The following is a 25530-nucleotide window of genomic DNA, read 5'->3' on the forward strand; positions in this document are numbered from 1 at the left end:
TCGTTACTAGATGCGTCCGGAATACCGATGGGCTTACTTGAGAGGGTCTTGCTGCGGTCGATACCGTAAACGAGTGGAGCTAACAACATGGGCCGGTGAGTTAGCGGCTAGACGTCTCAGTCAGAGGTTGCCGCGCCGGTGGGCGCATGTCCAGGGGGTTTGTCGGCGGGTGCGAGCGGCAGGTCGATTGTTCGCCCCGACAGACGCGGACTTGCTCGCTGCGGCTGGGCTGGTACATGACATTGGATACGCGCCGGAGCTGGTGGATACAGGGCTGCACTCGCTAGACGGTGCGCGATACTTGAGGTCGGTTGAAGCTCCGCAGCGGCTGTGTGCGTTAGTGGCACACCACTCAGCGGCCTATCTCGAAGCAGGCTTACGCGGGTTGGGCGATGAGCTGGCTGATTGGGCTGACGAGCGGACGGCGCTAAGAGACGCACTTTGGTGGGCTGACATGACCACTTCGCCAGATGGAGACGTGGTCAGCTTCGAGGAGCGTGTGATCGAGATCCGGCAGCGCTATGGACCGGATGAGGTCGTGTCGAGGTGTGTCCAACTGGCGCGACAGGAGTTAGAAGGTGCGATCAATCGGACGGAAGATCGGTTGTGGGAGGCAGGTGTCGACTATGTGTAGAACGGCTGGTCAAGACCCTCGAAGCCGCGGGCGATCCTGAGCTGGATGGCGGGGTGAATGTTGAGGTCGTCCAGCTCAGCTGGTTCGACCCACAGAACCTCTTTGCTCTCGCTGCTCGTGCGCAGCTCGCCGGAGACCGGCCGAGCGCGGAAGCAGAGCGAGAACTCCTGACGGACCTCGCCGTCGTCGTACTCGATGACGTAGCCGGGGTCGGAGAAGATCCCGATGAAGCCGGTGACCTCGACGACCAGGCCGGTCTCTTCCTGGACTTCACGGACCACTGCCTGGGTCACCGACTCGCCGAACTCCTGCCCGCCACCGGGGATGGCGTACCGGTCGTTGTCGGTGCGCCGGATCATCAGCAGCCGGCGGCCAGCCTTGTCCAGGACAAACGCGCTGACGGCGACCCTTAGTGAGTTCGCCTTTGGCGCGTTCGGTTCGTGGTAGTGGTCTCGGCGTGCCATAGCTCCTTGCTTACCAGGTCAGCGGCTTGGCGGCACTCCAGACGGTCTCGAAGCTCTCCATGTAGGTCTCGAACATGTCGCCCTTTGGCGTGTGTCGGATGTGCAGCGCGGGGGCATGCGCACCCGGGAGTCCGTACACGTGTGTGTTGATGACCATTTCATGGTCGAACCGGAACACCGAGTTGTAGAGCGTGGCTGTGTGCAGCCGTGCTTCTATGCCGGGTACGCCATCGAGCGGACGCAGGAACGCTAGGGCATTGCGGATGCGAGCGGAGACGGTGCGCGCGTCAAGCTGTTCTTCTTTGCTGCGCTTGGTGGCCTCGTCTGCTTCAGGATCGCCAAACAGGAGTCGGATCTTGGCTCCTTCGCTGGCTTTTTGCCTGATCTGCTTCGCAAAAGTGGGTCGCTCGACGAGAAACAGGGCGGCCAGGCACAGAATGTCGATGCGTTCACAGCAGTTGTCTAGTAACCGGGTCCATAGGTTGGCCGGGATTGCACTGCGGTGGGGGAAAACCTCGAAGACTTCCGGGTTGCCGTTCGGCTCCATTGCGGAGCTCGGCGGGGTCGCGGTTTCGGTTGTTGGAGACGTGTGCGGTTCGGGTACGAACTCGATTCCACCATCATGTAACTCAAAGAGCTGTTCGGCCTGCCAGCCGGGAAGCATTGCTTCAAGGATTCGGCAGTGGTCGGCGTAGGGCAGGCCGACGAGTTCTCCGGATAGCCATCGGTAGAACTGGGCTTTGCTGGGAAAGCTGCCCCTGAGGCTCTTGTCGATCTTCTCGGCCACCTTGTCGTACTCGCGGCAGAACGCGCGGTAGCTCTGCAAGTGTCGTCCTCTGAGCAGGACTTTGAGGACGATCGGCCGGGCTTCCTGAGCTGCGGTGTCGGGGCTCATGAGACCAAGCTAGCACGGGAGACGAGACAAGACGAGACAAGGTGAGTGCGAGACGCTGTGAGGCGAGACCGAGACGGTGTCGTGACGGGACACTCATTTGGCCGATTGTTGTAGGTACGCCGGTAAAGGCGTATCCGACAAGCGGGAAGGTTCAACACGATATGGCGATCGAAAAGGGCATCCGATTCAGCGTTGAGCACGACGATGCGTTTCCCCAGGGGCTGGTGATGGTGGGCGAGGTGTCGCCGGACAACGAGTATCAGTCGCGTGAGGACAAGGCGCAGGGGCGCCCGGTGCGGCAGCGAATCGACGAGACCACTGGAAAGCGGCAGTGGAAGTTCATGGCGACGGACCTCGGGGAGACGAAAGCGAAGCGCGCTTCGTTTGAGATCACGCTGTTGGCCGATGTGCAGCCTGTGCCGACGACGGCTGAGGTGATGCCGGGAATGCGGCCTGTGGAGCTGGACGGGCTGACGGCAGAGCCGAAGGTGACCGGGCAAGGTGAGTTCAAGTACCTGTCCTACGTGTTCCGCGCGACCGGGTTCAAGGCGGCGGCGAGTGGCGCGGGCTCGGCCTCGGGCGGGAAGGCGCCTCGGTCGACGGCGGGTGAGTCCTCGGCCAAGGCCGCGTGACGGCACTGACTTCTACAGGGAAGCGATGTCGTGATGCCGAACAAGCAGGTGTCAGCGTGGGAGGCGGCTTACCGCGCCTATCGGGACGCGTCGGACGCGGATGCGCGGTCGCGGGGTGCGAATCCGGATGTGGCGCGGGAGATGGCAGCGGCGTCGCGGGCGGTCGCTCAGGCATGGCGTGCTCTGGCTGGTGATCATGACCAGCCGTGGTGGGTGGTCGCTGCCGTGGGGTCGGCTGCGCAGGCGTTCGAGGAGCAGGCGCGTGTGTGGGAGCGCAGGGCGGGAGGTGACGAGTATGCGGGAGGCGCTCAGTTCTACATGGGTGATGAGTCCGTGGGACGAGGTGACGGTGGAGGAGACTGGTTCGGGTCCGGGATCGCCCCCGGTGCTGGTGCTGTCGGGCACGGCGGGATTGCTGACGATCCGCCCGCCCGAACATCGCGGCGGCTGGCCGGACCGGGCGGCCTTCCTTCGCCGACTCCGCGATTGCGCGGACGAACTGGCGGCACTGCTCGAAAGCCGCGCACGGAACGGGGCCTGTGATGGCGACCCCGGGTAGGAATGAGCCGCAAACACTCAAGGATGCACACAACATCGCGGCGGCCACTCGACCTCAGCCTGGCGCGAGTCTCGCAACGTGGCTGAAATGGCGGAAGGCCAACGCAAAGATGTACCGCGCGGTGTCCGATGTGGACCGTTTCCATCATCACGAACTGCGGTACTGGGTCGCGCACGAGGACAGCGAAGCGGAGGCACTGACGGCGCAGATCGCTAAGGAAAAGACGGAAGGCCGCTCATGACACTTGACCGGGAGGTGGTCGCTGACCTTGTCGACCGTTATGTGAATGAAGGCAGAACGATCGAGGGCCTGGCCGCGCAGTATCAGTTCAGCTATCGGGCGGTCCGTATCGCTCTCCTGGGGGCAGGAGTCACGCTCCGTCCCCCAAAGATCCCGCTGCCACCAACGCCTCCGGGAATGGTCAACGCCTACAACGCTGGCCGTTCGATCCGGCAACTGGCTGCCATGCATGGCATGAGTTATTGCCAGACCCGGCGGGTTCTGCTGGCTGAGGGGGTTCAGCTTCGCCCGCGCGGTCGGCAGTAGAAAGCTGGCGGTAAACAACAGACGAAAATCGATATAGAAACAAGAAACGCACGTGGGACGTGTGGCGAACAAACACGTCCCCACGTGGCTAAAAGTGTCCCTAAAAACGCAGAACCGGCCGTCTGGCTACCAACCTAAACCGGTTCTGCGCCTGTCCACTGGAGCAGTGAACAATGACGAAGATAAATGACGGCACACAGTGCGAGTCAACGGGGGTCACCCGAACGCGCTGTCCGGAATGCAAACGGTTCGCTCGGCTGCTGCCGGGTGAGGAGAAGTGCTCCCCGTGCATGGGGATGCTGCCGCTGCCGATCGTGGTTCCCGCCGCTGGTAAGCGGGGTGGTCGGCGATGAACGCACAAGAGATCATGGCCACCCTTGTCGTGGGTGGCGGCCTGGCGGTGGTGCTGTGGGTGCTGGCCAAGGTCGGTCGTGTCCTGGCGAGTGTGTTCGAGGCGCTGGCCGCGTTGGCGGTGCTCGGCGTGGCGCTGTGGGGCCTGCTGCGGGCGGTCGGCTGGGCTGTTCGGCAACTCGTCACGCGCTGGCGAACCTGCCTGGCACTGCTGGGATTGTGGGCCTGGTGCACGGTGTTGGGCTGGGTGTCTCTCGTCGTCACGGTCGGCGTGCTGGCGGTCGTGCTGCTGGCGTGGTGGCGGCTCGACGCGGTCGGCTATGACCAGTGGTGCGGGCGGTGGCTGCGGGCGTGGTGGCTGCGTTGGGCGCTCTACGGTCGAAAGCTCGCCGGTTGGCTGCACGCCTGCGGGCTGACGGTCCGGGACGACGCGATTCCCGTTGATGTGACGGTGAACCTGGTGTCCCGACGTCGTCGGCGTGAGGCGGTCGCGAAGGCTCGTCAGGCGTCCGGGGTGGCGGTGCCGAAACTGCTGTCGGTCCGCTCGGGTCCGTCGTGGGATGAGGTCCGCGTGCGGCTGGTTCCGGGTCAGAAACCGGAAGACTTCGACGAGGTCGCGCGGGAGCTGGCGGTGGCGCGCAAGGTGTCCCGCTGTCAGGTGCGGGAGCTTGAGCCGGATGTGGTGTCCATCGACTTCATGCGGCGGGATCTGCTCGACGCGGCGGTGACGTGCCTGCCGGTTCCGGAGATGGTGTCCGTGGACGGTTCGGGGGTGGATCTGCGGGCGGTCTATGCGGGTTCGACCGAGTACGGCACGCCGTGGACGCTGCCGCTGGTCGGTGGTGGGGCGCACACGCTTGTGGCTGGTGCGTCGGGGTCGGGGAAGGGCTCGGTCCTGTGGGCTCCGCTGGTGTCGGCTGCGGCACCGATCCGCGCCGGTCTCATCCGGGTGTCCGGGATCGACCCGAAGGCGGTCGAACTTGCCTATGGGCGCGGGATCTTCGCCCGCTACGGGGTGTCCGGCAAGGAAGCGCTGGAAGTCCTGGACGCGCTGATGGAGGAGCTGGAGAACCGGAAGCGCGTCTTCGCCGGGAACACTCGTCAGGTCCCGGTCTCGACGGAGTATCCGGTGGAGCTGCTGGAGTTCGACGAGATCGGCGCTCTGACCCGCTACACCGACCGCAAGACCCGTGACGCGATCGTGGAACGGGTGGCGATCCTGACCACGCAGGGGCGGGCGCTCGGGTTCGCGGTCCGGGGCTATGTCCAGGAGCCGACCAAGGAAACCGTTCCGGTGCGGGAGCTGTTCACTCGCCGTATCTGCCTGCGGGTGACCGCGAAGAGTCAGGTCCCGATGGTCCTCGGGGACGGCGCGTACGAGCGTGGGGCGTGGGCGAACCGGATTCCGGAGTCGGCGGCCGGTGTCGGCTACGTCTGGGGCGAGGGCATCCGCGAACCCCTGCGTGTGCGGGCCGGGTGGGTTCCGGACCAGACCATCAAGCACCTGGAGCACTACGTCACCAACGGCGGCGCCTCGGTGATCCACCTGTCAGACCGGCGCGGCGAGAGGGGGACGGCATGACCAGCACAACCACAAATCCCCAGGTCGAAGCAGGTGCGGTTGCCCGGCCGGCACCCCCGAATGGAGTAGGGATCAAGGTAAGCCGCGGGGCGCTCTCTGCGGAGGTCGTGAAGGCCACTGCGGAGAAGCACGGCGTGTGTGTTCGGCCGTTCACGATGGAGGTCGGGGACACCGAAACCGGCGAGATCCGCTACGTGCCCGTGCCCTGTGGTTCGACGGTCGAATCGGTGTGCCTTCCCTGTGCTCGCAAGGCAAAGGCGCTCCGGCAGGCGCAGTGCCGTGAGGGCTGGCACTTGACCGAGGAACCCGTCATCGAACGGGAAAACCCGTCGGAGACGCAAACGGAGTTGCTGGAGTTCCGGGCTGATCTGGCGGCGCACTACCGGGACGCTGTGGCGGCCGGTGATGAGGTCGAAGTGGAGGAGCTGCGCGCGGAGGTCGCGTCGGTGGATGAGGAGTTGCGGGCGTCCGGGATGACGGGTCGCCTGCCTGCTCTCGACGTCCCGGAGAAGCGTCCGGTGAAGCGGTCCACGAAGCGGCGGCAGGACGCACCGAACCTGCCACGCCGCAAGGTCGCCAAGACCACCGTGGGCCGTGAGTACGCGGGGAAGTTCCGGCCGTCGATGTTCGTCACGCTCACCTGTGACACCTACGGCCCCGTGCGGTCCGATGGTTCGCCGGTGAACCCGTCGACGTATGACTACCGGCGGGCGGCTCGGGACGCGGTGCACTTCTCGGCGCTGGTGGACCGGTGGTGGCAGAACCTGCGGCGCGTGGTCGGCTGGGATGTGCAGTACTTCGCCACCGTGGAGCCCCAGCGGCGGGCGGCTCCGCACCTGCACACCGCGCTCCGTGGCTCCATCTCTCATGAGGTCATCAGGATGGTCACGGAGGCCACCTATCACCAGGTGTGGTGGCCCAACCATGACGAGATCGTCTACACCGACCGGGAACCGTTGTGGGACATGGATTCCCGCTCCTTTGTGGACCCGGATACGCGGGAACCTCTGCCGTCGTTCGACGAAGCTCGGGAGGCGGTGGAGGAACCCGCGCACGTCGTCACGTTCGGCCGTCAGGTGCACTCCAAGGGCATCCTGGGCGGCACGGAAGAATCCGGCCGTCACATCGGCTATCTCACCAAGTACCTGACCAAGTCCACGGGTGAGGTGGTCGAGGCCGATTCTGCGGCGCAGCGGGATCACCACGACCGGTTGCACGCGGAGCTGTCGGTGACCCCGTGTTCGCCTCGGTGCGCGGTGTGGCTGCTGTACGGCATCAACCCCCAGGGAGCCAACGGAAAGACCGTCCCTGGACGCTGCAAGGGCCGTGCTCACCGCCGAACGACGCTCGGACTGCCGGGGCGGCGAGTGCTGGTGTCCCGCAAGTGGTCGGGCAAGACCGTGGCCGATCACAAGGCGGACCGGAAGGGCTTCGTCCTGGACGCGCTGGCCGCTGTCGGGATCACCAAGGAACAACCCGAACCTGACCGGTTCGTCTGGCGCAAGGTCGAACCTGGCGACACCCATTGCCCGCCACGGGATCACCTCGTGATGCGCGCCATCTCCGAACGGATCACCTGGAGAGCGGAGTACGACCGAGCGCTACTCGCTGCACAAGGGCCACCTAGCGACCGTCCGGAAACTTCGGCAACTCCGCTAGCGGCCTGAATTGGGGGACAACATGAACAACCACGCGATTCAGCTAGAAACTCTTCTCAGCACACCGGAGCTGTGCAAGTTCCTGGGTATTAGTCGAGACACCTTGTACGAGTGGCGGGAGATCAACACGGCGCCTCCGGCTATCAAGCTGCCTAACGGTCACCTTCGCTTTTCGCTCACGGCGGTGCGAGAGTGGCTGAACGGCAGGCAGGAGCGTGCGGCATGAAACCGACGCGCCAAGTCCGGCTGTGGGAGATCAAGACCATGCCGCCGGACAAGAAGACCGGCAAGAAGCGTCGGCGGCCTTACGGTGTCCGCTGGATCACGGCGGGCAAAGAACACTCGGAATGGTTTGCCACCAAGGCATTGGCGAAGGCTGAACTGTCCAAGCTTCAGCAGGCTATGAATCGTGGCGAAGCCTTCGACATTGAGACCGGACTACCCGAATCGATCTACCGGGAGGAACGATCTCCGACGTTGCTGCGGGTGGCGCGTGAGTACCTTGCGCAGGTCTGGCCGGACATGTCGCCTCGCTCACGTGATCGGCTCGTAGATGGCCTTGCTGTTGCTGTACAAGGGTTTCTGTCCGATGAACCGGGGATTGAACCGGCCTTGGTGCGGCGTGCGCTGACAACGTTTGTGCTGCCGCCTGAGGTTTCCCGGGTTGAGCCGTCGGACGAGATTCGAGACGTAGCGGCCTGGCTTGAGGGTCACTCGCGGAAGGTGGGTGACCTTGCGAGTGAAGACGGGATCTTGGAGCTTGGGCGGGCGCTTCGACGGAAGCTCGATGGTCGGCAGGCGGCTACGCGGACAGTCGACACCCGTAAGAGCGCGGTGCTTCCGGCTCTCGACTTCGCCGAGCGGCGTGGCTACCTCGGAGGGAATCCGCTGTCTGGGGTGAAGTTGGTTCACTTCGGTAGTGAGCGAGAGGTTGACCCTGGAGTGGTCGTGAACCCGGTCCAGGCTCGAGAGTTGCTGACTGCGGTCACCTACGTTCGCCCGCGCGGCGGGAACCGGTCGTGGCGGCCCTTCTTCGCCACGCTCTACTACGCCGCGCTTCGGCCTGGTGAGGCTCGCTTTCTTGCTGACGTGCATTGCAAGCTGCCCCAGTCGGGTTGGGGTGAGTTGGTCCTGCCGAGTTCCCTAGGGAGTTCCGCCGCGCGGTACAGCGACGACGGCGAGACGTACCAGGTTCGATCGTTGAAGCACCGTCCGGAGGAACATCGGCGAACCGTCCCGATCCCTCCGGTACTTGTTCGGATCTTGTCCGAGTACATCGACAGGGAGGGCCTGGCGGCGGATGGTCGGCTGTTCCGAACCAGCGAGGGCGGTCCGATCAGCCAGTCTTCTTACAGCGACATTTGGAGGTTGGTCCGGCCGCTGGCGCTGCTGCCGGGAGAGGTCGCCTCGCCGCTGGCCGCTCGGCCGTACGACCTTCGCCATGCGGCGGTCTCGTCGTGGATCGCTGCGGGTGTCGCTCTGCCTGACGTCGCGGAGCGAGCTGGGCACACGGTCGACATGCTGACGAAGATCTACGCGAAGTTCGTCCACGGGACGCGAGACGCCGCGAATCGCCGGATCGAAGGCTTCCTGGACGATGGCGGCGAGTAGCGAGCTAGAGTGGATATGCCCTCGGACAAACACCAGGTCCGGGGGCATATCCGCGTTCCGGATCTGTTCCGTACCTGTTCCGTGGACGCCACCAAGCCGCCGGAGACAGTCACAGACGGTGCCAGACGCTGATACTTCGGCAACGGGGCGCTTCTGTTGCGAGACAAGGAAATGTGCCCTGAACCTGCTGGGCGGGCGGTCGCAGAGTGTAACTGGATTTTCGTCGGGACTCTGCCGACAAGAGTGCTAACGCCCTACGGTACCGGGGCATTCCGACGCAGGTCAAACAAGGTTTCCCAACGTCACATGACGGCCTGGTCACGCGGTTCGTCCCGTACCTCTTCCCCGCCGGGCGCGGCCAGGGATGTGATGTGGCCGACCGAGCGAGAGTTGATCTTCACTGGCGTGGGATGTGGTGTTGCGAGTCCGGCTGCGGTGAGATGACCGCATGAGGTCGCACGACGAGTTCGAGGGGGCGGCGGAACTCGGGCAACTGAGAGAAGCCATGTACTCACTGCCCGTGATCGAGCAGGCCAAGGGCATGTTCATGGTGTTGCGTACGTGGGGGCCCGATGAAGCCTTCGAAGCGCTCGTGGACATCTCTCAGCACACGAACGTGAAGCTGCACGACGTAGCGGCGGTAGTGGTAGCCGCGGGTAGCGGCAGCGGGGCGTCCGGGCTTGATCCGCGCGTGTACGACCGCGTTCTCGCAGAGGTCAGGCCGTTCTTCGGCGGACTGTCCGAGGGCAGTGCGTAGCTCGCCAGTTTGCGGACCACAGGCTCGTGTGGACGACTCCCAAGCTGTAGTGGTACAAGGGTTGGGATAGCTGTTTCGGTTCAACCAGTAGCCGGGCAGCTATCCCGTCGTGAGCCTGCTGCGATGTCTACGATCGTGGCCGTGACGTGGACCGACCGCGTGGACCGGTGGACGCGCACACACCCGCTCGTCTTGGACGTCCTTTTCGCCCTGGCCGTCGCGGCACTGCTGGGGCCGCCTTCGCTCGACATCCTCCTGGTGGCCGATTCCCCGGCCTGGGTGCTGTGGGTGGCCGGCCTTTGCGGATGCGCGGTGCTCGCTGGCGTCGCGGTGCGGCGGATCGCCACCGTGCCCGCGTTCGCCGCCGCCGGACTCGCGATGGCGGTGACCGTCGCGTTGCCGAACACGGTGGTCCGGCCCGCGCCATTGGGGCTGGCCAGTGACGGCGACAGCATGGAGATCCCGCTGTTCTTTCTCCCGGCGTCAGCGGCCTATCTGGTGCTCCTGTACGCCGTCGCCGCGCGCCGCCCGCGGCGCGAGAGCCTGCTCGCCCTCGGGATCAGCGTGCTCGGCGCGTTGCTGTGCACCGCTCGGACGGCGACGGCCTACGGCGCGCTCCCCGCGGGGTGGCTCACGCTGCTACTGGCCGTTCTCGCACTGGTCGCGGCGGTGGCGGGCACCTGGGCCGTCGGCCGGTTCCGGTTCGACCGGCGGCGGCGCCTCGCCGACGAGGCCGCGGAAGCCGCCGAGCGTGCCGCGGCCGGCGAACGACAGCGCATCGCCCGCGACATGCACGACATCGTCGCCCATTCACTGGCGGTCATCGTGCGTCAGGCCGAAGGCGGCTCCGCCATCGCCTCCCGAGCGCCGGACCGCGCGGCGCAGGCGCTTTCCGTCATCGCCGGGACCGCCCGCGAGGCGCTGGCCGACATGCGGGACACGCTGCGGGTGTTGCAGGAGACCGAGCCGCGGCCCTCGCTCGCCGGGATCCCGGCGTTGGTGGACCGGGTCCGCGCGACGGGCGTCGATGTCCGGCTGACCGAGCGAGGGCGGCCCGGCGCGCTGACGGCGAGCGCCGCCATGGCCGCGTACCGGCTGGTCCAGGAGGGTTTGACCAACAGCGTCAAGCACGCGGGCCCCCGCACGGGTGTCTCTGTCACGATCACGCACACTCCGCAGGCGTCGGTGTTCGTCGTCGAGGACGACGGAGCCGGCGCCGGCGAACGGCCGTCGCTTCCCGGCACGGGCGCCGGCCTGAGTGGCGTCCGGGACCGCGTGCGCGCCGCGGGCGGTACGTTCGAGGCCGGTCCGGTCGACGGCGGTTTCAAGGTGCGCGCGGAGTTCCGCGTCGGCGAACAGGGAGCTTCGAGATGACGATCGACGTGGCACTGGTCGACGACCAGGAACTGGTCCGGACCGGCTTGGCCATGGTCGTCGACGCGACCGACGACATCCGGATCGTCGTCCAGGCCGCCGATGGCGTGGAGGCGGTCTCGAAGCTCGCCGAGACCAAGGTCGACGTCGTGCTGATGGACGTCCAGATGCCGCGGATGGACGGGGTCGAGGCCACCGGAGTGGTCGCCGCCCGCGAGAACGCGCCCAAGGTGATCCTGCTGACGACGTTCGACCTCGACGAGTACGCCATCGCCGGTCTGCGCGCCGGCGCGAGCGGGTTCCTGCTCAAGGACGCTTCGGCCGGCGAGGTGCTGCACGCCATCCGCGCCGTCCATGCCGGCGATGCCGTGATCGCGCGCTCCACGACCCGGCGCATGCTGGATCAGCTCGCGGTCGCACGCGACACTTCTTCGTTGCTGAAGCGGCTCACCGCGCGCGAACGCGACGTGTTGCTCGAGATCGCGCAGGGATACTCCAACGCCGAGACCGCGCAGCGGCTCTTCCTCTCCGAAGCCACGGTCAAAACGCACGTCGGTCATCTGCTCGCCAAGCTCGAGGTCCGTGACCGGGTGCAGGCGGTGATCTTCGCGTACGAGAACGGACTCGTGCGTCCGAGCTGAGCCGATCTCATCATTTCGGTGGAGGTACCGGCGACCTCAGGGCGAGGATTCCCGCCGAACAGGCGAGCAGCCTGATGCGCATGACGACAACAGACACAACCGCCGAAGCGACCATCACCCGCGCCCGGTGGCGCGACCCTGCCACCTGGGGCGGGATTCTCGCGCTGGGCGGCGGCCTCTTCCACACCGTCGTCGCCGGCTTCATGCGCCAGGACGTCTGGGCGCGGATCTTCGACGAAGGATTCTTCAACACGGTCACGCTGGACCCCACGCCCGACCGGCTGCCCATGGCCGAGGCGTTCTGGCTCAGCCCTGGCAGTTTCGGGGTGCCGCTGCTTCTGCTCGGCGGGCTGGTGCTCCGGCACACGCGGCGCGGCGAACGCGTGCCCGCCTGGCTGGGCTCGGGCGTCCTCGCGTGGGCGGTCCTGCTCGGACTGCTGGGCGGTTTCGACGCCGGAACGATCGCCCTGCTGCTCGTCGGCTCGCTTTTTCTGGCAGGAGCCCGGCGCGGTCGTGGAATCATGAACGAATGACCGAACTGGGGGATCTGCTGGCCGATGTCGCCGCCCGTGTCACCCGTTACCGCGAAAGCGTCGCCGACGTCCCGGTCTTTCCCGAAGACACGACGGGCGTCCGGGAGAAGCTCGGCGACCTGCCCGAGAAACCCGCCGCGCCCGCCGACGTGATCCGGCGGCTGGCCGACGCCGTCGAGCCGGCGCTGGTGGCGAACACCGGGCCGAGGTACTTCGGTTTCGTCACCGGTGGCGCGCTGGACGCCGCGACGGCGGCCGACATGCTGGCGACCGGCTGGGACCAGCCCGCGTTCAACAAGATCACCTCACCGGCCGCCGCGATCGTCGAGGAGGTGGCGGGCGAATGGCTCAAGGACGTCCTCGGCCTGCCGTCCGGCGCCTCGTTCGGTTTCGTGACCGGCGGGCAGGGCGCGAACACGGTCGGCCTCGCCGCCGCCCGGCATCACGTCCTGGCGCGGGCCGGGTGGGACGTCGAGCGCCGCGGGTTGCACGGGGCGCCGCCGCTGCCGGTCGTCGCCAGTGAGGAGCGGCACGCGACGATCGACCGATCGCTCCGCTTGCTCGGCCTGGGCACGGACGCGGTCAGGCCGGTGCGCGCGGACGGCCAAGGCGCCATCGACATCGCCGATCTCGAACGGAAGCTCGACGGGCCCGCAATCGTTTGCCTCCAGGCCGGGAACGTGAACACGGGCGCGTTCGACGACGTCGCCGCGGCGACGGAGATCGCCCACCGTCATGGAGCTTGGGTGCACGTCGACGGCGCGTTCGGGCTCTGGGCGGCCGCCGCCCCCTCACTCCGACGGCTGACCACGGGGCTGGCGAAGGCCGACTCCTGGGCGGTCGACGGGCACAAGTGGCTCAACGTGCCCTACGACTGCGGGTACGCCTTCTGTGCCCATCCCGAGTCGCACCGGGCCGCGATGGCGCTCACCGCCGCGTACCTGACCGGCCAGGGGGAGGGTGGGGTGCGGGCGCCGAGCGACTTCGTGCCGGAATCCTCCCGCCGGGCGCGAGGGTTCGCGACGTGGGCGGCGCTCAGCGAACTCGGCCGCTCGGGGATCGCCGAGCTGATCGACCGGTGCTGTGCGCTGGCCAGGAGGTTCGCCGAGAAACTCGATGCGTGCGAAGGCGTCACCGTCGTGAACGACGTGGTGCTGAACCAGGTGCTCGTCAGCTTCGGCGACGACACGGACCGGGTCGTCGAGGCCCTTCAGCGTTCCGGCGAATGCTGGATGGGCGCGACCACCTGGCACGGCATGCGCCTGATGCGCGTCTCCGTGTCCAACTGGAGCACGACCGAAGCGGACGTCGACCGCAGTGTCGCCGCGATCGAGGCGATCAGGAATCGAGAAGCGTCGTGAACCGGCCTCACCTAGCGTGACCGTCATGGACATCGCCATTCACGGGAGCTTCCTCCCGCAGACCGACCCCGAAGCCGCACTGGCCTTCTACCGCGACACCCTCGGCTTCGAGGTGCGCAACGACGTCGGCTACGACGGCATGCGCTGGATCACCGTCGGCCCGCCGGGACAGGCGGTGTCGATCGTGCTGCACCCGCCCGCCGTCGACCCGGGTATCACCGAGGACGAACGCCGCGTCATCGGCGAGATGATGGCCAAGGGCACCTACGCGAGCATCCTGTTCTCCTCCGACGATCTCGACGGTCTCTTCAAGCACCTGCAGGAGTCGGGCGCCGAGGTCATCCAGGAGCCCACCGACCAGCCGTACGGCCTGCGTGACGGCGCCGTCCGCGACCCGTCGGGGAACTTGATCCGTATCCAGCAGCGCGTCTGAGCTCACCGGGTGCGGGCGCGGACGTGGACCCGTTCGCCCTGTTCGCCGAACAGGCTGAGCACCTCGACCCGCCCGCGGCCGGTGGCGCCGAACCAGTGCGGCGTCCGGCAGTCGAACTCGGCGGCCTCGCCCGCGCCGAGCACGACGTCTTGGTCGCCGAGCACGAGCCGGAGCCTGCCCCGCAGCACGTAGAGCCACTCGCGTCCGCCGTGCGTTCGCGGATGGGGTTCGTCGTCGCTCGCCGGAATCGTCATCTTGTAGGCGCGGGGCCCGTCCTCGTGCCGGGTGAGCGGGATGAGAACCCGGCCGTCCGCGGGTGCTTCGAGCACTCTCGGTGAGAAGACGATCTCGTCGACGCGCAGGCCCAGCGCGGCGATCACCGGCAGCAGCAGTTCGAGGCTCGGTTTGCGCTGCCCGGATTCGAGACGGGACAGGGTGCTGGTGGAGATGCCGGTGGCGCGGCTGAGTTCCACGAGCGTGGTGCCCTTCTTCTCGCGGGCGCGGCGCAACCGGGGCGCGATCTGTTCGATCGCCGCGGTGACGGTGGGTTGGCTCTCCATGCCGCCAGCTCAGCATCTCGTCCCGATTCCGGCAAAGTTCTTTGCCGAAACAGCCAGAATCTTCCGATGCTGGCGGCATGATCGAGACGAAACGCCTTCCCGCCGGGGTCTACCTCCTGGCTTTCAGCCTGTTCGCGATGGGGAGCGCCGAGTTCCTGATGGCCGGCGTCCTGCCCGCGGCCGCCGCCGATCTCGGCGTCTCCCTGTCGTCCGCGGGCGCGCTCATCACCGCGTTCGCCCTCGGGGTCGTCCTCGGCGGCCCGCCGTTCGCCGTGCTGAGCCTGAAGTGGCCGCGGCGGACGGCCTTGCTGACCACGCAGGCCGTCTTCGCCGCCGCCATCGCGGTCGGCCTGCTCGCCGACGACTACTGGATCCTCCTGGTCACCAGGTTCCTCGCCGGTCTCGCCTACGCCGGTTTCTTCGCCGTCGCCGCCGTGACCGCGATCAGCCTGGTGACACCCGACCGCAACGCCCGTGCCTCGGGGGTCGTCGTCGCCGGGCTCAGTGTCGCCATGGTGGCCGGGGGACCGGCGGGCACCCTGCTGAGCAACCTCACCGACTGGACCGGCGGCTTCTGGGGTGTCGTCGCGCTCACCGCACTGGGTGTGGTCGCCTGTGCCGTCGGCCTGCCTGCCACCACGTCCGCCGCCCCGAGCCTTTCGGGTGAACTGCGCGCCATGCGGACGCCGCGCCTCTGGGGCGTTTACGCGGTCACCATCCTCAGTACGGCCGCGTACATGGTGTCCTTCAACTACCTGGCGGCGATGCTCGCGGACGTCTTGCCCGCGGTCTGGATCCCCGCGGTCCTCGCGCTGTTCGGGACCGGCGCCTTCGCCGGACTGTCGCTCGGCGGCCGGATCTCGGATCGTCGTCCGCACCACGCGCTGCTGGGCGGCGGCGCCGGTATCGCGGTCTTTTCGGTACTGCTCGCGCTTTTCGCGACTTCCGCCTGGGTGGTCGTGCCGACGGTGTTCCTGCTGGGTGTCGCGGCCTTTGTGCTCAATCCGGCGCTCTACGGGCGGGTCTTCACGATCGCCGCTTCCGCTCCGACCCTCGCCGGCGCGACCACGGTCTCGGCGTTCCAGCTGGGCATCAGCCTCACCCCGGCCTTCGCCGCCGGGGCGCTGAATCTGGGGGCCTCGCTGACCGCGATCCCGTGGATCGGCGCGGCGCTGGCGCTGGCCACGATCCCGCTGGTCCTCCTCGATCGCTCGCGTGATCGCATGCTCACTTGCTAGCATGCGAGCATGGCTGAGGTCACCAAGCGGCAATTCAACGTCTACCTGCCGAACGACCTCATCAAGCGGGTGAAGCACGCGTCCGTCGACGCCGACGAGTCGCTCTCGTCGTTCGTCGAACGGGTGCTGGAGGAGTACCTGCTGCGGACCAGTGAGGAACGTGAGCGATGAAGGTCATGCCGATCCGCTACAGCGCGGACGTCGAGGCGATGACGCGGTTCTACGAGGCGCTCGGCCTCGGCACCGGGCCCGTGTCGCGGCCCGGCGGCTGGGTCGAGATGCCCGCCGCGGGCGGGATGCTGGCCATCCACCGGTCCTCCGGCGACGACGTCGGCCGTTGCGAGCTGGCGTTCGAGGCCGAGGAACCGTTGGAGGAGGTCGCGGAACGCCTGCGGGCGGCCGGGTTCGAGCCGGGACCGCCGATGGACGAAGGTTTCGGTCACTCGATGCGCGTCCAGGACCCGGACGGGGTGTGGGTGCAGCTCAACCTGTACGACCGCGACCTCTACACGTGACCGAGACCCGGCGCGCGGGGCCGCTGTTCCTCGCGGTGGGCATCGTCGCGCTCGAGTTCGCGGCGGCAGTCACCGGTTTCGTCGCTTCCAGCCTGCTGCCGATCGTCGCCGCCGATCTCGACGCGAGGAACGATCTCGGGCTCCTGATCGCCGGCTCGACACTGGGGTTGTTCGTCGCGCTTCCCTTGGCGAGCCGCGTTCTCGGCAGGCTGGGGCCGCGCGGCACGCTCGCCGCCGGGATGGCCGCGTACCTCGGCGGGCTGCTCCTGGCCGCGACGGCGAGGACGGCGTGGATGTTCGCCCTCGGCCAGTTCTCCGCCGGGCTGGCCAGCGGGCTGTTGGCGATTTTCGGCATCAGCTCGGCGATCCGGCATCTCGACGACCGGTTGCGGATCCGCGTGGTCGCGGCGGCCTCGGCGATGTGGATCGTGCCCGCACTGGTCGGCCCGGCCGCGACCCTCGGCCTGGAACAGCTCGTCGGCTGGCGGTGGACCCTGCTGGTCCCGGTGCCGTTCGTCCTTTTCGGACGATTGCTGGTCGTGCGCGCCGCCCGCGGCGAACCGTCCACAGAGGACGGGCAGCGGCCGCTCGCGAAGACACTGACGGTACCGCTGGGAGCGGCGCTCGTCGTGTTCAGCGGGGGTTCCTGGCCGCTCGCGCTCGCCGGGGCGGCGATCACCGTCGCCGGGATGATCGCGATCCTGCCGGCGGGGACCGCGCGGCTCCGGCCGGGAACCCCCGCCGCGCTCGGCGCGATGGTGCTGTTCGCCATCGGTTATTTCGGCGCGGACAGTCTCATCACCGTGCTCCTGACGAGCGGGTTCGGGGTGAGCCTCGGGCAGGCGGCGATCGTCCTGAGCGCCGCCCCGCTCGGCTGGGCGGTGACGAGCCTGGTGGCCGCCAAGTTCACGTCGGCCCGCTTTCCCGTCGTGGGCTTGGGCATGACCGCGCTCGGCACCGCCGTCTTGACCTTCGGCGGTTCGTTCGCCACGGCTCTCGCCGCCTGGGCCGTCGCCGGGATCGGCGTCGGACTCGCTTATCCCGGCCTGTACATCAGAGCCACCACCGCGGGTTCGAGCGGTTTCACCGCCGCGGAACTGGCGACCGCCGTCATCACCGCGGAATGCGTCGGGCAGCTGCTGGGCCGGGCCGTCGGTGGCGCGTTGAGCTCCTCCGGCACCGGCTTGTTCGCCTCGTACGCCCTTTTCGCGGCCTCGCTGGCGGCCGCCGCCTACGCCGCGGCCCGCCGGGAATGAATCAGCTGGCTCGAAGATGGCGCCACGGCTCGATCATCGAACGCCTGCCCATCAGCGTGCCCAGCGCGTCCAGCGCCTGCGACAGTTCCTGAAGATCCTCGGTCACCAGCGCCTGCGGCCCGTCGCAGAGTGCCTCCTCCGGGTGCGGATGCACGTCCACGAGCACGCCGTCGGCGCCGACGGCGATCGCGGCCCGGCTCAGCGGCAGCACGAGATCACGGCGACCGCCGGAATGCGACGGGTCGATCATCACCGGCAGATGCGAAAGACGCTGGACCACCGGCACCGCCGACACGTCGAGCGTGTTGCGCGTCGAGGTCTCGAAGGTCCGGATCCCGCGCTCGCACAACACGATGTCGAGACAGCCGCGCTGCGCGATGTACTCGGCCGCCATCAGCCATTCCTCGATGGTGGAGTTCATCCCGCGTTTGAGCAGCACCGGTTTCCCGGCCCGGCCCGCCGCCTGCAGCAGCCCGAAGTTCTGCATGTTCCGGGTGCCGATCTGCAGCATGTCGGCGTACTCGGCGACCATGTCGACGTCGTGCGGCGCCACCACTTCGGTGACCACCGGGAGCCCGGTCTCTGCTCGGACGTCGGCCAGAATCCGGAGCCCGAGTTCCCCGAGCCCCTGGAAGGCGTACGGCGACGTCCTGGGCTTGAAGGCGCCGCCGCGGAGGAGAGTGGCACCCGCTTTCTTGGCCATCAGCGCGGCTTCGAGGGTCTGCTCCGGTGTCTCCACCGCGCACGGCCCGGCGACCAGGGTCGTGGTGTCCGGCCCGATCGACACCCCGCCGACCACGACCGTCGACCGGCCTTCCGGCCGGTGTTCGCGGCTGACCAGCTTGTACTTCGCGGAAATCCGCGTCACCCGTGCGACGCCGGGGCGCCCGCTGAGATTCAGGGTTTCGAACAGGTCGACATCGCCGATCAGCCCGATGATCGTCCTGCTCACCCCACGGCTGACGAAGGCGCTTCCACCGACGGATTCCACCTGGTCGACGATCGCCCACACCTCTTCGTCGGTGGCGTCCGGCGTCATCACGATGACCATATCCACGATCTCCTCTGGGTCGGCGGGCGAGCCTGAAGTTCTCCCGGCCCGACTCATGGTCTCCGTGCCGCCGGGCACCCCACGTCCTCAAACCTGCCGCAATCGGAGAGACGTCACGCCGTCGTCCGGCTGGGATCGTCGGAACAGGTTCACGCGAGGACCGGTGTCCTCCCGCTACCAGCTCACCCGGTTCCACGGCTAGGAGGAAATGGTGTCGAACACCGAGAACCCGACTCGCGAACAGCTCGTCCAGCGGGCCACCGATCTGGTTCCGACGCTGCGGAAGCACGCGGCCTGGACGGAGGAGAACCGGCGGCTGCACGACGAGTCGATCGAGGCGATCACCGAGGCCGGTCTCTTCCGGCTGCGGGTGCCCCAGCGGTACGGCGGCTACGAGGCCGACACCCGCACACTCGTCGAGGTCGCCGCGGAACTGGGCCGCGCCGACGCGTCCCCGGCCTGGACGACCGCGGTCAGCTGGATCACCAGCTGGATGACCGGTCTCTTCCCGGACGCGGTCCAGGACGAGGTCTTCTCCCGGCCCGACATCCGGGTGTGCGGGACGCTCAGCCCGACGGCGATCGCCGGGCCCGCCGAGGGCGGCATCGTCGTCAACGGCAAATGGGGCTTCATCAGCGGCGCGCGGCACGCCCACTGGCAGGTCGTCATCGCGGTCCTCGTCGAGGAAGGCGCGGAGCCGTACCCGGTCATGGGCGTCGTCCCCATGACGGATCTGCTGATCGTCGACGACTGGACGACCAGTGGCCTGCGCGGCACCGGCAGCGTCAGCACGGTCGCCAAGGATCTGTTCATCCCGAGCGAGCGGATCATCAGCCTGCCGGCGGTCCTGCAGGGGCAGTACTCCTCGACGGCCAACGCCGGGCTGGAGATCTTCCGCGCACCCCTGCTCCCGGTCGCCGCGGCGTCGTCGGTCGGCAGTGTCCTCGGTCTCGGACGGGCCGCGAAGGAGCTGTTCCTCAAGCGCCTGCCGAACCGCAAGATCACTTACACCGCCTACGAAAGCCAGCGCGAAGCGCCGCTGACGCACCACCAGGTCGCCGACGCGACGCTGAAGCTGGACGAGGCCGAGTTCCACGCCACCCGGCTGACCTCGCTCGTCGACGGCAAGGCGGCCGACGGCACGCCGTGGAAGCTCGAAGAGCGCGTGCAGGCGCGCGCCGACATGGGCGCGACGGTGAAGCTGAGCAAGGAAGCCATCGACATCTTCGCCAACGCCAGCGGTGGGTCGTCGATCTTCTCCGACGTCCCGATCCAGCGCATCGTCCGCGACATCCAGGCGGTCAACCTGCACGCGCTCATGCACCCCGACACCAACAACGAGCTGTACGGGCGCGTGCTGTGCGGGCTCGAGCCGAACACCCTCTACATCTGACGCCCAGAGACCTCCAGGAAGGAAAGTCATGACGACCACCGAAACCGCCAAGGTCACCGACGCGGACAAGGCGGCCATCGCGGCCCTCACCCAGAAGGTCATCGCCGCTTGGGCCTACCACGACGCGGACGCGTTCGCCGACGTCTTCACCGAGGACGGCACGATGATCCTCGCCGGCAGCTTCGCCAACGGGCGCGAAGAGATCCGGGCATTCCTCAAGGACGCTTACGCCACCAACTACAAGGGAACGCAGGTGACCGGCAAGCCCGTCAGCCTTCGCTTCCTCTCCGCGGACTCCGCGGTGCTGCTGACCCAGGGCGGCGTGCTGTACAAGGGCGAGTCCGAGGTCGCCGACCACAACGCGATCCGCGCCTCGTGGACCGTTGCCCGCCAGAACGGCGAGTGGCGTCTCGCCGCATACCAGAACACCCCGCGCGACAAGTGATCGTCCGAAGAGGCCTGTCCTTCCCCGGGGACAGGCCTCTTCGATGTCTCAGTCGATGAGGACGTTCTTGTAGAAGAGGTTCGCGTAGCGATTGATGTTCTCCATGCTGCTGCGCGACCCGAAACCCATGTACAGCCGGGTCTCCCCGGCCAGGCTGCGGTAGATCCCGAGCCCCTCCGGCTCGCGGAACACCAGCGACTTCCCCGCCCTGGTCAGCGCGCGGCTCTTCACCGTGCCGGTGTTCATGTCGATGCACGTGACGTAGGAGTTGATGTCGGCGGGATCGGCGTGTCCTTCACCGTCCAATGTGTACAGATACTGGCCGTAGATGGCGTACCCTTGGAAGGTCACCGGCACGGTGGACAGCGCGGGCTGAGCGAAATGCGCCAGTGGTGAGCTGAAGTTGCCCGCGGCGGCGGACGCGAGCGGGTAGACGCTGTAGAACATCTTCCCGCCTTCCTTGCGGCGTACCGCGATCCGCTTGTTGATCGGGTCGGTGGCGCAGGTGATCGTGTCGCTGCCGGTGAGGAACTTCTTCACCGACGGCGTGCCACCGTTGACGAACTTGAACCTCGCCAGCGCCGTCCCGCGGCCGGTGCCGGTCGGCCCGTCCGAGTCGCATTCCATCCAGATGTAGGAGTCGGTGCCCACCGGTTCGACGCCGATCGACACCCCGTGCCCGGCGTTGTTGAGATGCATCGAGCCCTGGATCTCGCCGGAGAAGTTGACCTGCGTGACACACAGGTCGTCCCCGGTCCCGCCGTTGCGGGCGTTCACGATGAAGATGCGCACATTCTGGTTGTCGAAGGTGAAGCCCTGCATCACGTGGTGCGACTCGTGCAGGATCTTGCTGCGGAACTCGTCGTAGGACGGCTGGGTGAGGTCGAACCGCTTGGACGCCGGCACCGCGGCCGAAGCCGGCCCGGCGAACACCGCGCCCGTGCCGAGCAGTGCCGTCGTCGCGGCGAGACCACCGCCGGCGCGCAGCAGCGAACGTCGGGAGAACGGGGATCGGGGAAGATCCGGGGGCACCTGCTCGGACATGAGCGCTCGCCTTCGTCGGGTTTCGGTCCGATCGAAGGTTGTTCACGCTCATACAAGATCCGTACAACGCGGCAGTGCGGACAGCAAAAAGGCCCTTCCCATATCCCTGGAAAGGGCCTTCGAACTGCTGTGGAGCTGAGGGGAATCGAACCCCTGACCTTCTCGATGCGAACGAGACGCGCTACCAACTGCGCTACAGCCCCTGGCGAATCTTGCCCCTCATTTGAGGCTCCATGAGCTTAGCAGTGGCTCACGGAGCCTCGAACGAGGGGGGGTCACTCTCCGGAGGCCCGGCGGAAAGGCCTGGTCCCGGGCTCGTCGAGCTCGTGGAAGGCCGGGTCCTCGTCGTCGAGGTCGACGACGACGGCCTGGCGCCGGAGGCGGGACATCGGGGACGGCTTGCGCTCCACGACGGCCGGGCGTTCGGTGGCGACGACCTCGATGTCCTCGGGGGACTCACCGGACTCGTGGATTTCGTCGTCGCCGACCGCCGGGCGGCGCGGGGCGCGGGTGCTGTTGAAGCGGGCGAGGCGGCGCTGCCGGATCTCGTTCTCGATGCGGACCTGGCGGCGCAGGTACACGAGGTAGCCGATGAGGACGGCGTCGACGACACCGTTGGCCCACCAGACCGTCGGGGTCAGGAAGCCGGCGACGGCCGCGGTGGTGACCACCAGCACCAGGAGGGCGATGACGATCCGCTGCCGGAACGCGTATTTGGCGCGCGCGGCGATGTCCGCCGCCTCCGGGTCGAATCCGCCCCGGCCGGGCCGGTAGCCGGTGGCTTGGCGTTCTCTTTCGGGCCGGGCCGTGCGCGAGGGCTGGGGAAGCGGCTCGGCCTCCGGTGCCTCGTCTTCGAGGTCGGCGTCGAGCTCCGCCTCGAGTTCGGCCAGGTCGTCTTCTACCGATGGTTCCGTGTTTTCCGCCATCGCGAACTCCTCCGGTCCCTCGTGGCGTGTGCTCCCGCTCCGCACGACTCGCGCCGCCAAGGCCGAGTCCGTCGTCCGTGCGACCTGCTGGCGCTTGCGGGCGACCATGGGCACGAGAACGACGAGCCATGCCGCTGCGAGCGCGACGATGATCACCGAACTGGGCATCTCCCGTCACCTCCCCCGATCCACTGCTGTAGTCACGCTAGCCACAACAGTCACACACGCCGCGCAGACTCGCCGGTTTCGATCACGGAAAATGCATCACCAAATTAGGTGAATCTCACAGCTTGTGGTAACGCGGTCACCGGAACGACCCGGTGACGGGGTCAAACGCGCTCCGCGAGGCCCTTCGCGACGAGCCGTGAGACCAGTCCGTCACCGGTCTCCTCCTTGGTGACGGCGTAGCAGAAATGGTCCCGCCAGCCGCCGGCGACATCGAGATAGCGCTCGAAAAGACCCTCTTGCCGATAGCCCGCTTTGGCGAGAACCCGCAGGCTGGGGGTGTTTTCGGGGCGGACGGTCGCCTCCAGCCGGTGCAGCCCGCCGAAGTCGAAGACATGGTCGGTGACGAGGGCGACGGCGCCGGTGGCGACACCGCCGCGGACGATGTCCGACGACACCCAGTAGCCGATCCAGGCGGATCGGAGCGACGCCCGGATGACGTTACCCACAGTGATCTGTCCGGCGAAGCGTCCATCCACCGTGATGGTGAACGGGAGGCATTGCCCGCGCCTGGCGAGGCCGCGCAAGGCCAGCCACTGGGACGGCCACGACCAGTACGCATTGCGATCCGGCCACGGTCCGACGCCGGTCGGTTCCCACATTTCGAGGTGTTCGCGATCCCGCAGCCGGACGCGGCTCCAGTCGCCGGCGTCCCGCAACCGGACCGGCCGGACGGCGAGGATCCCGGCGGGCACCCGGAGCGGGCCCAGCTTCGCGGGCCACCCCGGATGCCTGCTCTCGATCGGATACGCGACGCCGGAAATCGGTGCGCCCATTACGCCCGCTGGGCGAGAAAGGTCACCTTGACCTGCTCGCCCGCGGCGACCTCGGTGAGGTCTTCGTCGATGTTGATCAGGCAGTTCGCCTCGGCCAGTGACGCGAGCAGATGCGCGCCGGAGGTACCGAGCGGCTGCACCAGGTATTCGCCGTTGCCCTCGTCACGCAGCAGCTGGCCGCGCAGGAAACCCTTGCGGCCCTTGGTGGAGGTGATCGGGGAGAGCAGCCGCGCGCCGACGATGCGGCGGTGCGGGTTGCGGGTGCCGCGCGCGGCGCGGATCAGCGGGCGGACCAGGACCTCGAACACCACCAGCGCGCTCATCGGGTTGCCGGGGATCAGGAACGTCGGCACCGAATCGGGGCCGAGCCTGCCGAAGCCCTGTACGGAACCGGGGTGCATGGCGACGCGGGTCATGTCGATGTGGCCGAGGTCGGACAGCGCCGCGTGCACCTCGTCACCCGCGCTTCCGCCGGCGCCGCCCGCGACGACGACGATCTCCGACATCAGCAGGCGGCCTTCGACGACCTCCCGCAGCCGTTTCGGGTCGCCGGGGACGATGCCGACGCGGCTCACCTCAGCGCCCGCGTCCCGTGCGGCCGCGGACAGCGCGTAGGAGTTGACGTCGTAGACCTGCCCGACCGACGGGGTGCGGTCGATGTCGACCAGTTCGTCGCCGACGGACACGATCGAAACCCGGGGCCGCGGGTAGACCAGCACCTTCGCCCTGCCGACCGCGGCGAGCAGGCCGACCTGGGCCGAGCCGATGGTGTCGCCCTTGCGTACCGCGACGTCACCGATCTGCACGTCCTCGCCGGTCCGGCGGACGTAGCCCGCCGACGGTACCGACTTGTGCACGGTGACCTTGGCCTGGTGGCCGTCGGTGTAGGCGGTCGGGACGACGGCGTCGGCGAGCGTGGGCAGCGGCGCGCCGGTGTCGACCCGCACGGCCTGACCCGGCTGCAACCGGCGCGGCTGGCGTGAGCCGGCGGCGATCTCACCGACCACCGGCAACTGCACCGGCTCCTGTCCCGCGGCGCGGACGTCGACGCTTCGCACCGCGTAGCCGTCGACGGCGGCCTGGTCGAAACCGGGCAGCGCGTGTTCGGCGACGACCTCTTCGGCGCACAGGAGGCCTTGGGCCTCGGAGATGGCGACCCGGACCGGGCGCGGGCGCACCGCGGCGTCCAGGGTCAGCGCGATCTGATCCTCGACGGAACGGAACTGTCCCGCGTCTTCGGTCTCGGCCGCTTCGGCGATGGGCTCCGTCATGACTGGGGGATCTCGATCCGTTCGTTCGACCAGGCACGCGATGTGGGCCCGTCGGTGAACTGAAGTTCACCACCGTTACCAGGAGTGATGCGGTCCGAAGCCGTGGAAATCGCCCGATCGGGCAAGCTCCTCGTGGTCCGTGCCGCCGGGGTGGTCGCTGCGCCTGTCATAGGCGTGAAGCCTAACCTGACCGCGTGGTCGAGCCTGGCAATGAACACCTGAGCAAAGCGGAGTGGCGTTCCCGGATAACCGCCGAACGACGTTCGCTGGTGTCCGAAGTGCGAGTGCGGGAGGCGGTGGCGCTCGCCGCCACGGCCGCCCGGTTGCCGGGGGAGGTCGTGTGCGCCTACGTCCCCTTCGGTACCGAGCCGGGTTCGACAACGCTGCTTGATCAACTTGTCGACCAGGGGAAACGCGTGCTGCTGCCGATCGTCCCCGACACGCCGGGGCCGCTGGAATGGGCCGCGTTCGAGGGGCCGTCGAGTCTCGGGCCCGGCAAGCTGCGGGGTCTGCTCGAACCGACCGGGCGGCGCCTCGGTCCCGACACGCTGGGGACGGCCGATGTGGTGCTGATCCCCGCGCTCGCCGTCGACGACGAAGGAATTCGGCTCGGCCGGGGCGCCGGGTACTACGACCGGTCGCTCTCCTTCGCCGCGCCCGACGCCGCGCTGATCGCCGTCGTCCGCGACGCCGAACTCGTGCGGGAGTTGCCCGCGGAACCGCATGACGTCCGCATGACCGGGGTACTGACCCCGGAGCGCGGCCTGGCGCCGCGACCGGTAATAGACTGACGCCTGTT

At 67.8% G+C, this 25530-nt stretch carries 30 protein-coding genes and 1 tRNA gene; 22 read left to right on the plus strand and 9 right to left on the minus strand.

The window, feature by feature from the left end:
- Positions 1–10: 10 nt before the first annotated feature.
- Positions 11–634 (plus strand): HD domain-containing protein, encoded by a 624-nt coding sequence (locus BLW75_RS29860; protein ID WP_091598577.1) that lies wholly within the window; start codon positions 11–13, stop codon positions 632–634.
- On the opposite strand, the gene BLW75_RS29865 is transcribed toward BLW75_RS29860, so the two are convergent.
- Together BLW75_RS29865 and BLW75_RS29870 are read right to left on the minus strand one after the other, a co-directional pair.
- The gene (locus BLW75_RS29865) at positions 625–1098 is read right to left on the minus strand and encodes an NUDIX hydrolase (RefSeq protein WP_034305738.1); all 474 of its coding nucleotides are present in this window, start codon (positions 1096–1098) and stop codon (positions 625–627) included. The two genes, BLW75_RS29860 and BLW75_RS29865, sit on opposite strands and share 10 nt — an antisense overlap.
- A 10-nt stretch (positions 1099–1108) precedes the next feature.
- Complete coding sequence (locus tag BLW75_RS29870) at positions 1109–1993, minus strand: hypothetical protein (protein ID WP_143055368.1); 885 nt, start codon at positions 1991–1993, stop codon at positions 1109–1111.
- 161 nt (positions 1994–2154) lie between these two features.
- On the opposite strand from BLW75_RS29870, the gene BLW75_RS29875 reads away from it, so the two are divergent.
- From BLW75_RS29875 to BLW75_RS29930, 14 genes are all read left to right on the plus strand, one after another.
- Positions 2155–2625 (plus strand): hypothetical protein, encoded by a 471-nt coding sequence (locus tag BLW75_RS29875; RefSeq protein WP_034305736.1) that lies wholly within the window; start codon positions 2155–2157, stop codon positions 2623–2625.
- A gap of 295 nt (positions 2626–2920) precedes the next feature.
- Positions 2921–3184 carry a hypothetical protein gene (locus BLW75_RS29880; protein WP_091598584.1) on the plus strand — a complete coding sequence of 88 codons (264 nt, stop codon included), beginning with the start codon at positions 2921–2923 and terminating at the stop codon, positions 3182–3184.
- Complete coding sequence (locus BLW75_RS42415; protein WP_034305732.1) at positions 3168–3425, plus strand: AMED_5909 family protein; 258 nt, start codon at positions 3168–3170, stop codon at positions 3423–3425. Before BLW75_RS29880 ends, BLW75_RS42415 begins: the two co-directional genes overlap by 17 nt.
- Positions 3426–3601: 176 nt before the next feature.
- Positions 3602–3730, plus strand: coding sequence for a helix-turn-helix domain-containing protein (locus BLW75_RS44220; protein WP_425266435.1), 129 nt, complete (start codon positions 3602–3604; stop codon positions 3728–3730).
- Positions 3731–4079: 349 nt separating this feature from the next.
- A complete protein-coding gene (locus BLW75_RS29885) occupies positions 4080–5663 on the plus strand; it encodes an FtsK/SpoIIIE domain-containing protein (protein WP_091598587.1) in 1584 nt (527 codons plus the stop codon).
- Positions 5660–7330, plus strand: coding sequence for a replication initiator (locus BLW75_RS29890; protein ID WP_395766726.1), 1671 nt, complete (start codon positions 5660–5662; stop codon positions 7328–7330). The genes BLW75_RS29885 and BLW75_RS29890 overlap by 4 nt, the downstream gene beginning before the upstream one ends.
- A 13-nt stretch (positions 7331–7343) precedes the next feature.
- Entirely contained in the window at positions 7344–7547 is a 204-nt protein-coding gene (locus tag BLW75_RS29895) for a helix-turn-helix transcriptional regulator (protein WP_034306001.1), read from the plus strand.
- Positions 7544–8932: a tyrosine-type recombinase/integrase gene (locus BLW75_RS29900; protein ID WP_034305729.1), complete on the plus strand. Its 1389-nt coding sequence runs from the start codon at positions 7544–7546 to the stop codon at positions 8930–8932. The genes BLW75_RS29895 and BLW75_RS29900 overlap by 4 nt, the downstream gene beginning before the upstream one ends.
- Positions 8933–9380: 448 nt before the next feature.
- The gene (locus BLW75_RS29905) at positions 9381–9689 is read left to right on the plus strand and encodes an ANTAR domain-containing protein (protein WP_034305726.1); all 309 of its coding nucleotides are present in this window, start codon (positions 9381–9383) and stop codon (positions 9687–9689) included.
- A 141-nt stretch (positions 9690–9830) separates the two neighbouring features.
- Positions 9831–11063 (plus strand): sensor histidine kinase, encoded by a 1233-nt coding sequence (locus tag BLW75_RS29910; protein WP_158005346.1) that lies wholly within the window; start codon positions 9831–9833, stop codon positions 11061–11063.
- Positions 11060–11704 carry a response regulator gene (locus tag BLW75_RS29915; protein WP_034305724.1) on the plus strand — a complete coding sequence of 215 codons (645 nt, stop codon included), beginning with the start codon at positions 11060–11062 and terminating at the stop codon, positions 11702–11704. Before BLW75_RS29910 ends, BLW75_RS29915 begins: the two co-directional genes overlap by 4 nt.
- 80 nt (positions 11705–11784) lie before the next feature.
- On the plus strand, positions 11785–12237 hold the full coding sequence (locus BLW75_RS29920) for a DUF6463 family protein (RefSeq protein WP_091598594.1): 453 nt from the start codon (positions 11785–11787) through the stop codon (positions 12235–12237).
- Positions 12234–13598 carry a pyridoxal phosphate-dependent decarboxylase family protein gene (locus tag BLW75_RS29925; protein WP_091598597.1) on the plus strand — a complete coding sequence of 455 codons (1365 nt, stop codon included), beginning with the start codon at positions 12234–12236 and terminating at the stop codon, positions 13596–13598. Before BLW75_RS29920 ends, BLW75_RS29925 begins: the two co-directional genes overlap by 4 nt.
- A gap of 25 nt (positions 13599–13623) precedes the next feature.
- On the plus strand, positions 13624–14031 hold the full coding sequence (locus BLW75_RS29930) for a VOC family protein (RefSeq protein ID WP_034305988.1): 408 nt from the start codon (positions 13624–13626) through the stop codon (positions 14029–14031).
- Between the two features lie 2 nt (positions 14032–14033).
- Here BLW75_RS29930 and BLW75_RS29935 read toward each other — a convergent pair whose 3' ends face one another.
- Entirely contained in the window at positions 14034–14591 is a 558-nt protein-coding gene (locus BLW75_RS29935; RefSeq protein ID WP_034305722.1) for a helix-turn-helix domain-containing protein, read from the minus strand.
- Positions 14592–14668: 77 nt separating this feature from the next.
- On the opposite strand from BLW75_RS29935, the gene BLW75_RS29940 reads away from it, so the two are divergent.
- The 4 genes from BLW75_RS29940 to BLW75_RS29955 are packed head-to-tail and all read left to right on the plus strand — an operon-like array spanning position 14669 to position 17600.
- Entirely contained in the window at positions 14669–15829 is a 1161-nt protein-coding gene (locus tag BLW75_RS29940; protein ID WP_034305718.1) for an MFS transporter, read from the plus strand.
- Between the two features lie 9 nt (positions 15830–15838).
- Positions 15839–16000 carry a hypothetical protein gene (locus tag BLW75_RS29945; RefSeq protein ID WP_034305716.1) on the plus strand — a complete coding sequence of 54 codons (162 nt, stop codon included), beginning with the start codon at positions 15839–15841 and terminating at the stop codon, positions 15998–16000.
- Positions 15997–16344: a VOC family protein gene (locus BLW75_RS29950; protein WP_034305713.1), complete on the plus strand. Its 348-nt coding sequence runs from the start codon at positions 15997–15999 to the stop codon at positions 16342–16344. The genes BLW75_RS29945 and BLW75_RS29950 overlap by 4 nt, the downstream gene beginning before the upstream one ends.
- A complete protein-coding gene (locus tag BLW75_RS29955) occupies positions 16341–17600 on the plus strand; it encodes an MFS transporter (RefSeq protein ID WP_034305710.1) in 1260 nt (419 codons plus the stop codon). Before BLW75_RS29950 ends, BLW75_RS29955 begins: the two co-directional genes overlap by 4 nt.
- A gap of 1 nt (position 17601) precedes the next feature.
- Here BLW75_RS29955 and aroF read toward each other — a convergent pair whose 3' ends face one another.
- The gene (aroF, locus tag BLW75_RS29960; RefSeq protein ID WP_034305708.1) at positions 17602–18651 is read right to left on the minus strand and encodes a 3-deoxy-7-phosphoheptulonate synthase; all 1050 of its coding nucleotides are present in this window, start codon (positions 18649–18651) and stop codon (positions 17602–17604) included.
- Between the two features lie 211 nt (positions 18652–18862).
- Between aroF and BLW75_RS29965 the strand changes: the two genes are divergently transcribed.
- Together BLW75_RS29965 and BLW75_RS29970 are read left to right on the plus strand one after the other, a co-directional pair.
- Positions 18863–20044 carry an acyl-CoA dehydrogenase family protein gene (locus tag BLW75_RS29965; protein ID WP_091600006.1) on the plus strand — a complete coding sequence of 394 codons (1182 nt, stop codon included), beginning with the start codon at positions 18863–18865 and terminating at the stop codon, positions 20042–20044.
- Between the two features lie 28 nt (positions 20045–20072).
- Positions 20073–20489: an SgcJ/EcaC family oxidoreductase gene (locus BLW75_RS29970; protein WP_034305703.1), complete on the plus strand. Its 417-nt coding sequence runs from the start codon at positions 20073–20075 to the stop codon at positions 20487–20489.
- 48 nt (positions 20490–20537) lie between these two features.
- On the opposite strand, the gene BLW75_RS29975 is transcribed toward BLW75_RS29970, so the two are convergent.
- The 5 genes from BLW75_RS29975 to glp form a co-directional block, all read right to left on the minus strand.
- A complete protein-coding gene (locus BLW75_RS29975; protein ID WP_034305701.1) occupies positions 20538–21533 on the minus strand; it encodes a phage baseplate protein in 996 nt (331 codons plus the stop codon).
- A 130-nt stretch (positions 21534–21663) separates the two neighbouring features.
- A tRNA-Ala gene (locus BLW75_RS29980) sits at positions 21664–21736 on the minus strand.
- 72 nt (positions 21737–21808) lie between these two features.
- Entirely contained in the window at positions 21809–22627 is an 819-nt protein-coding gene (gene sepX, locus BLW75_RS29985; RefSeq protein ID WP_034305697.1) for a divisome protein SepX/GlpR, read from the minus strand.
- Positions 22628–22788: 161 nt separating this feature from the next.
- Positions 22789–23460, minus strand: a complete 672-nt coding sequence (locus BLW75_RS29990; RefSeq protein ID WP_034305695.1) for a GNAT family N-acetyltransferase — start codon at positions 23458–23460, stop codon at positions 22789–22791.
- A complete protein-coding gene (glp, locus tag BLW75_RS29995; protein WP_034305692.1) occupies positions 23460–24731 on the minus strand; it encodes a molybdotransferase-like divisome protein Glp in 1272 nt (423 codons plus the stop codon). The genes BLW75_RS29990 and glp overlap by 1 nt, the downstream gene beginning before the upstream one ends.
- 218 nt (positions 24732–24949) lie before the next feature.
- On the opposite strand from glp, the gene BLW75_RS30000 reads away from it, so the two are divergent.
- Positions 24950–25522, plus strand: a complete 573-nt coding sequence (locus BLW75_RS30000) for a 5-formyltetrahydrofolate cyclo-ligase (RefSeq protein ID WP_091600008.1) — start codon at positions 24950–24952, stop codon at positions 25520–25522.
- Positions 25523–25530 lie beyond the last annotated feature (8 nt).

The organism is Amycolatopsis lurida, from assembly GCF_900105055.1.
Classification (GTDB): Bacteria; Actinomycetota; Actinomycetes; order Mycobacteriales; family Pseudonocardiaceae; genus Amycolatopsis; species Amycolatopsis lurida.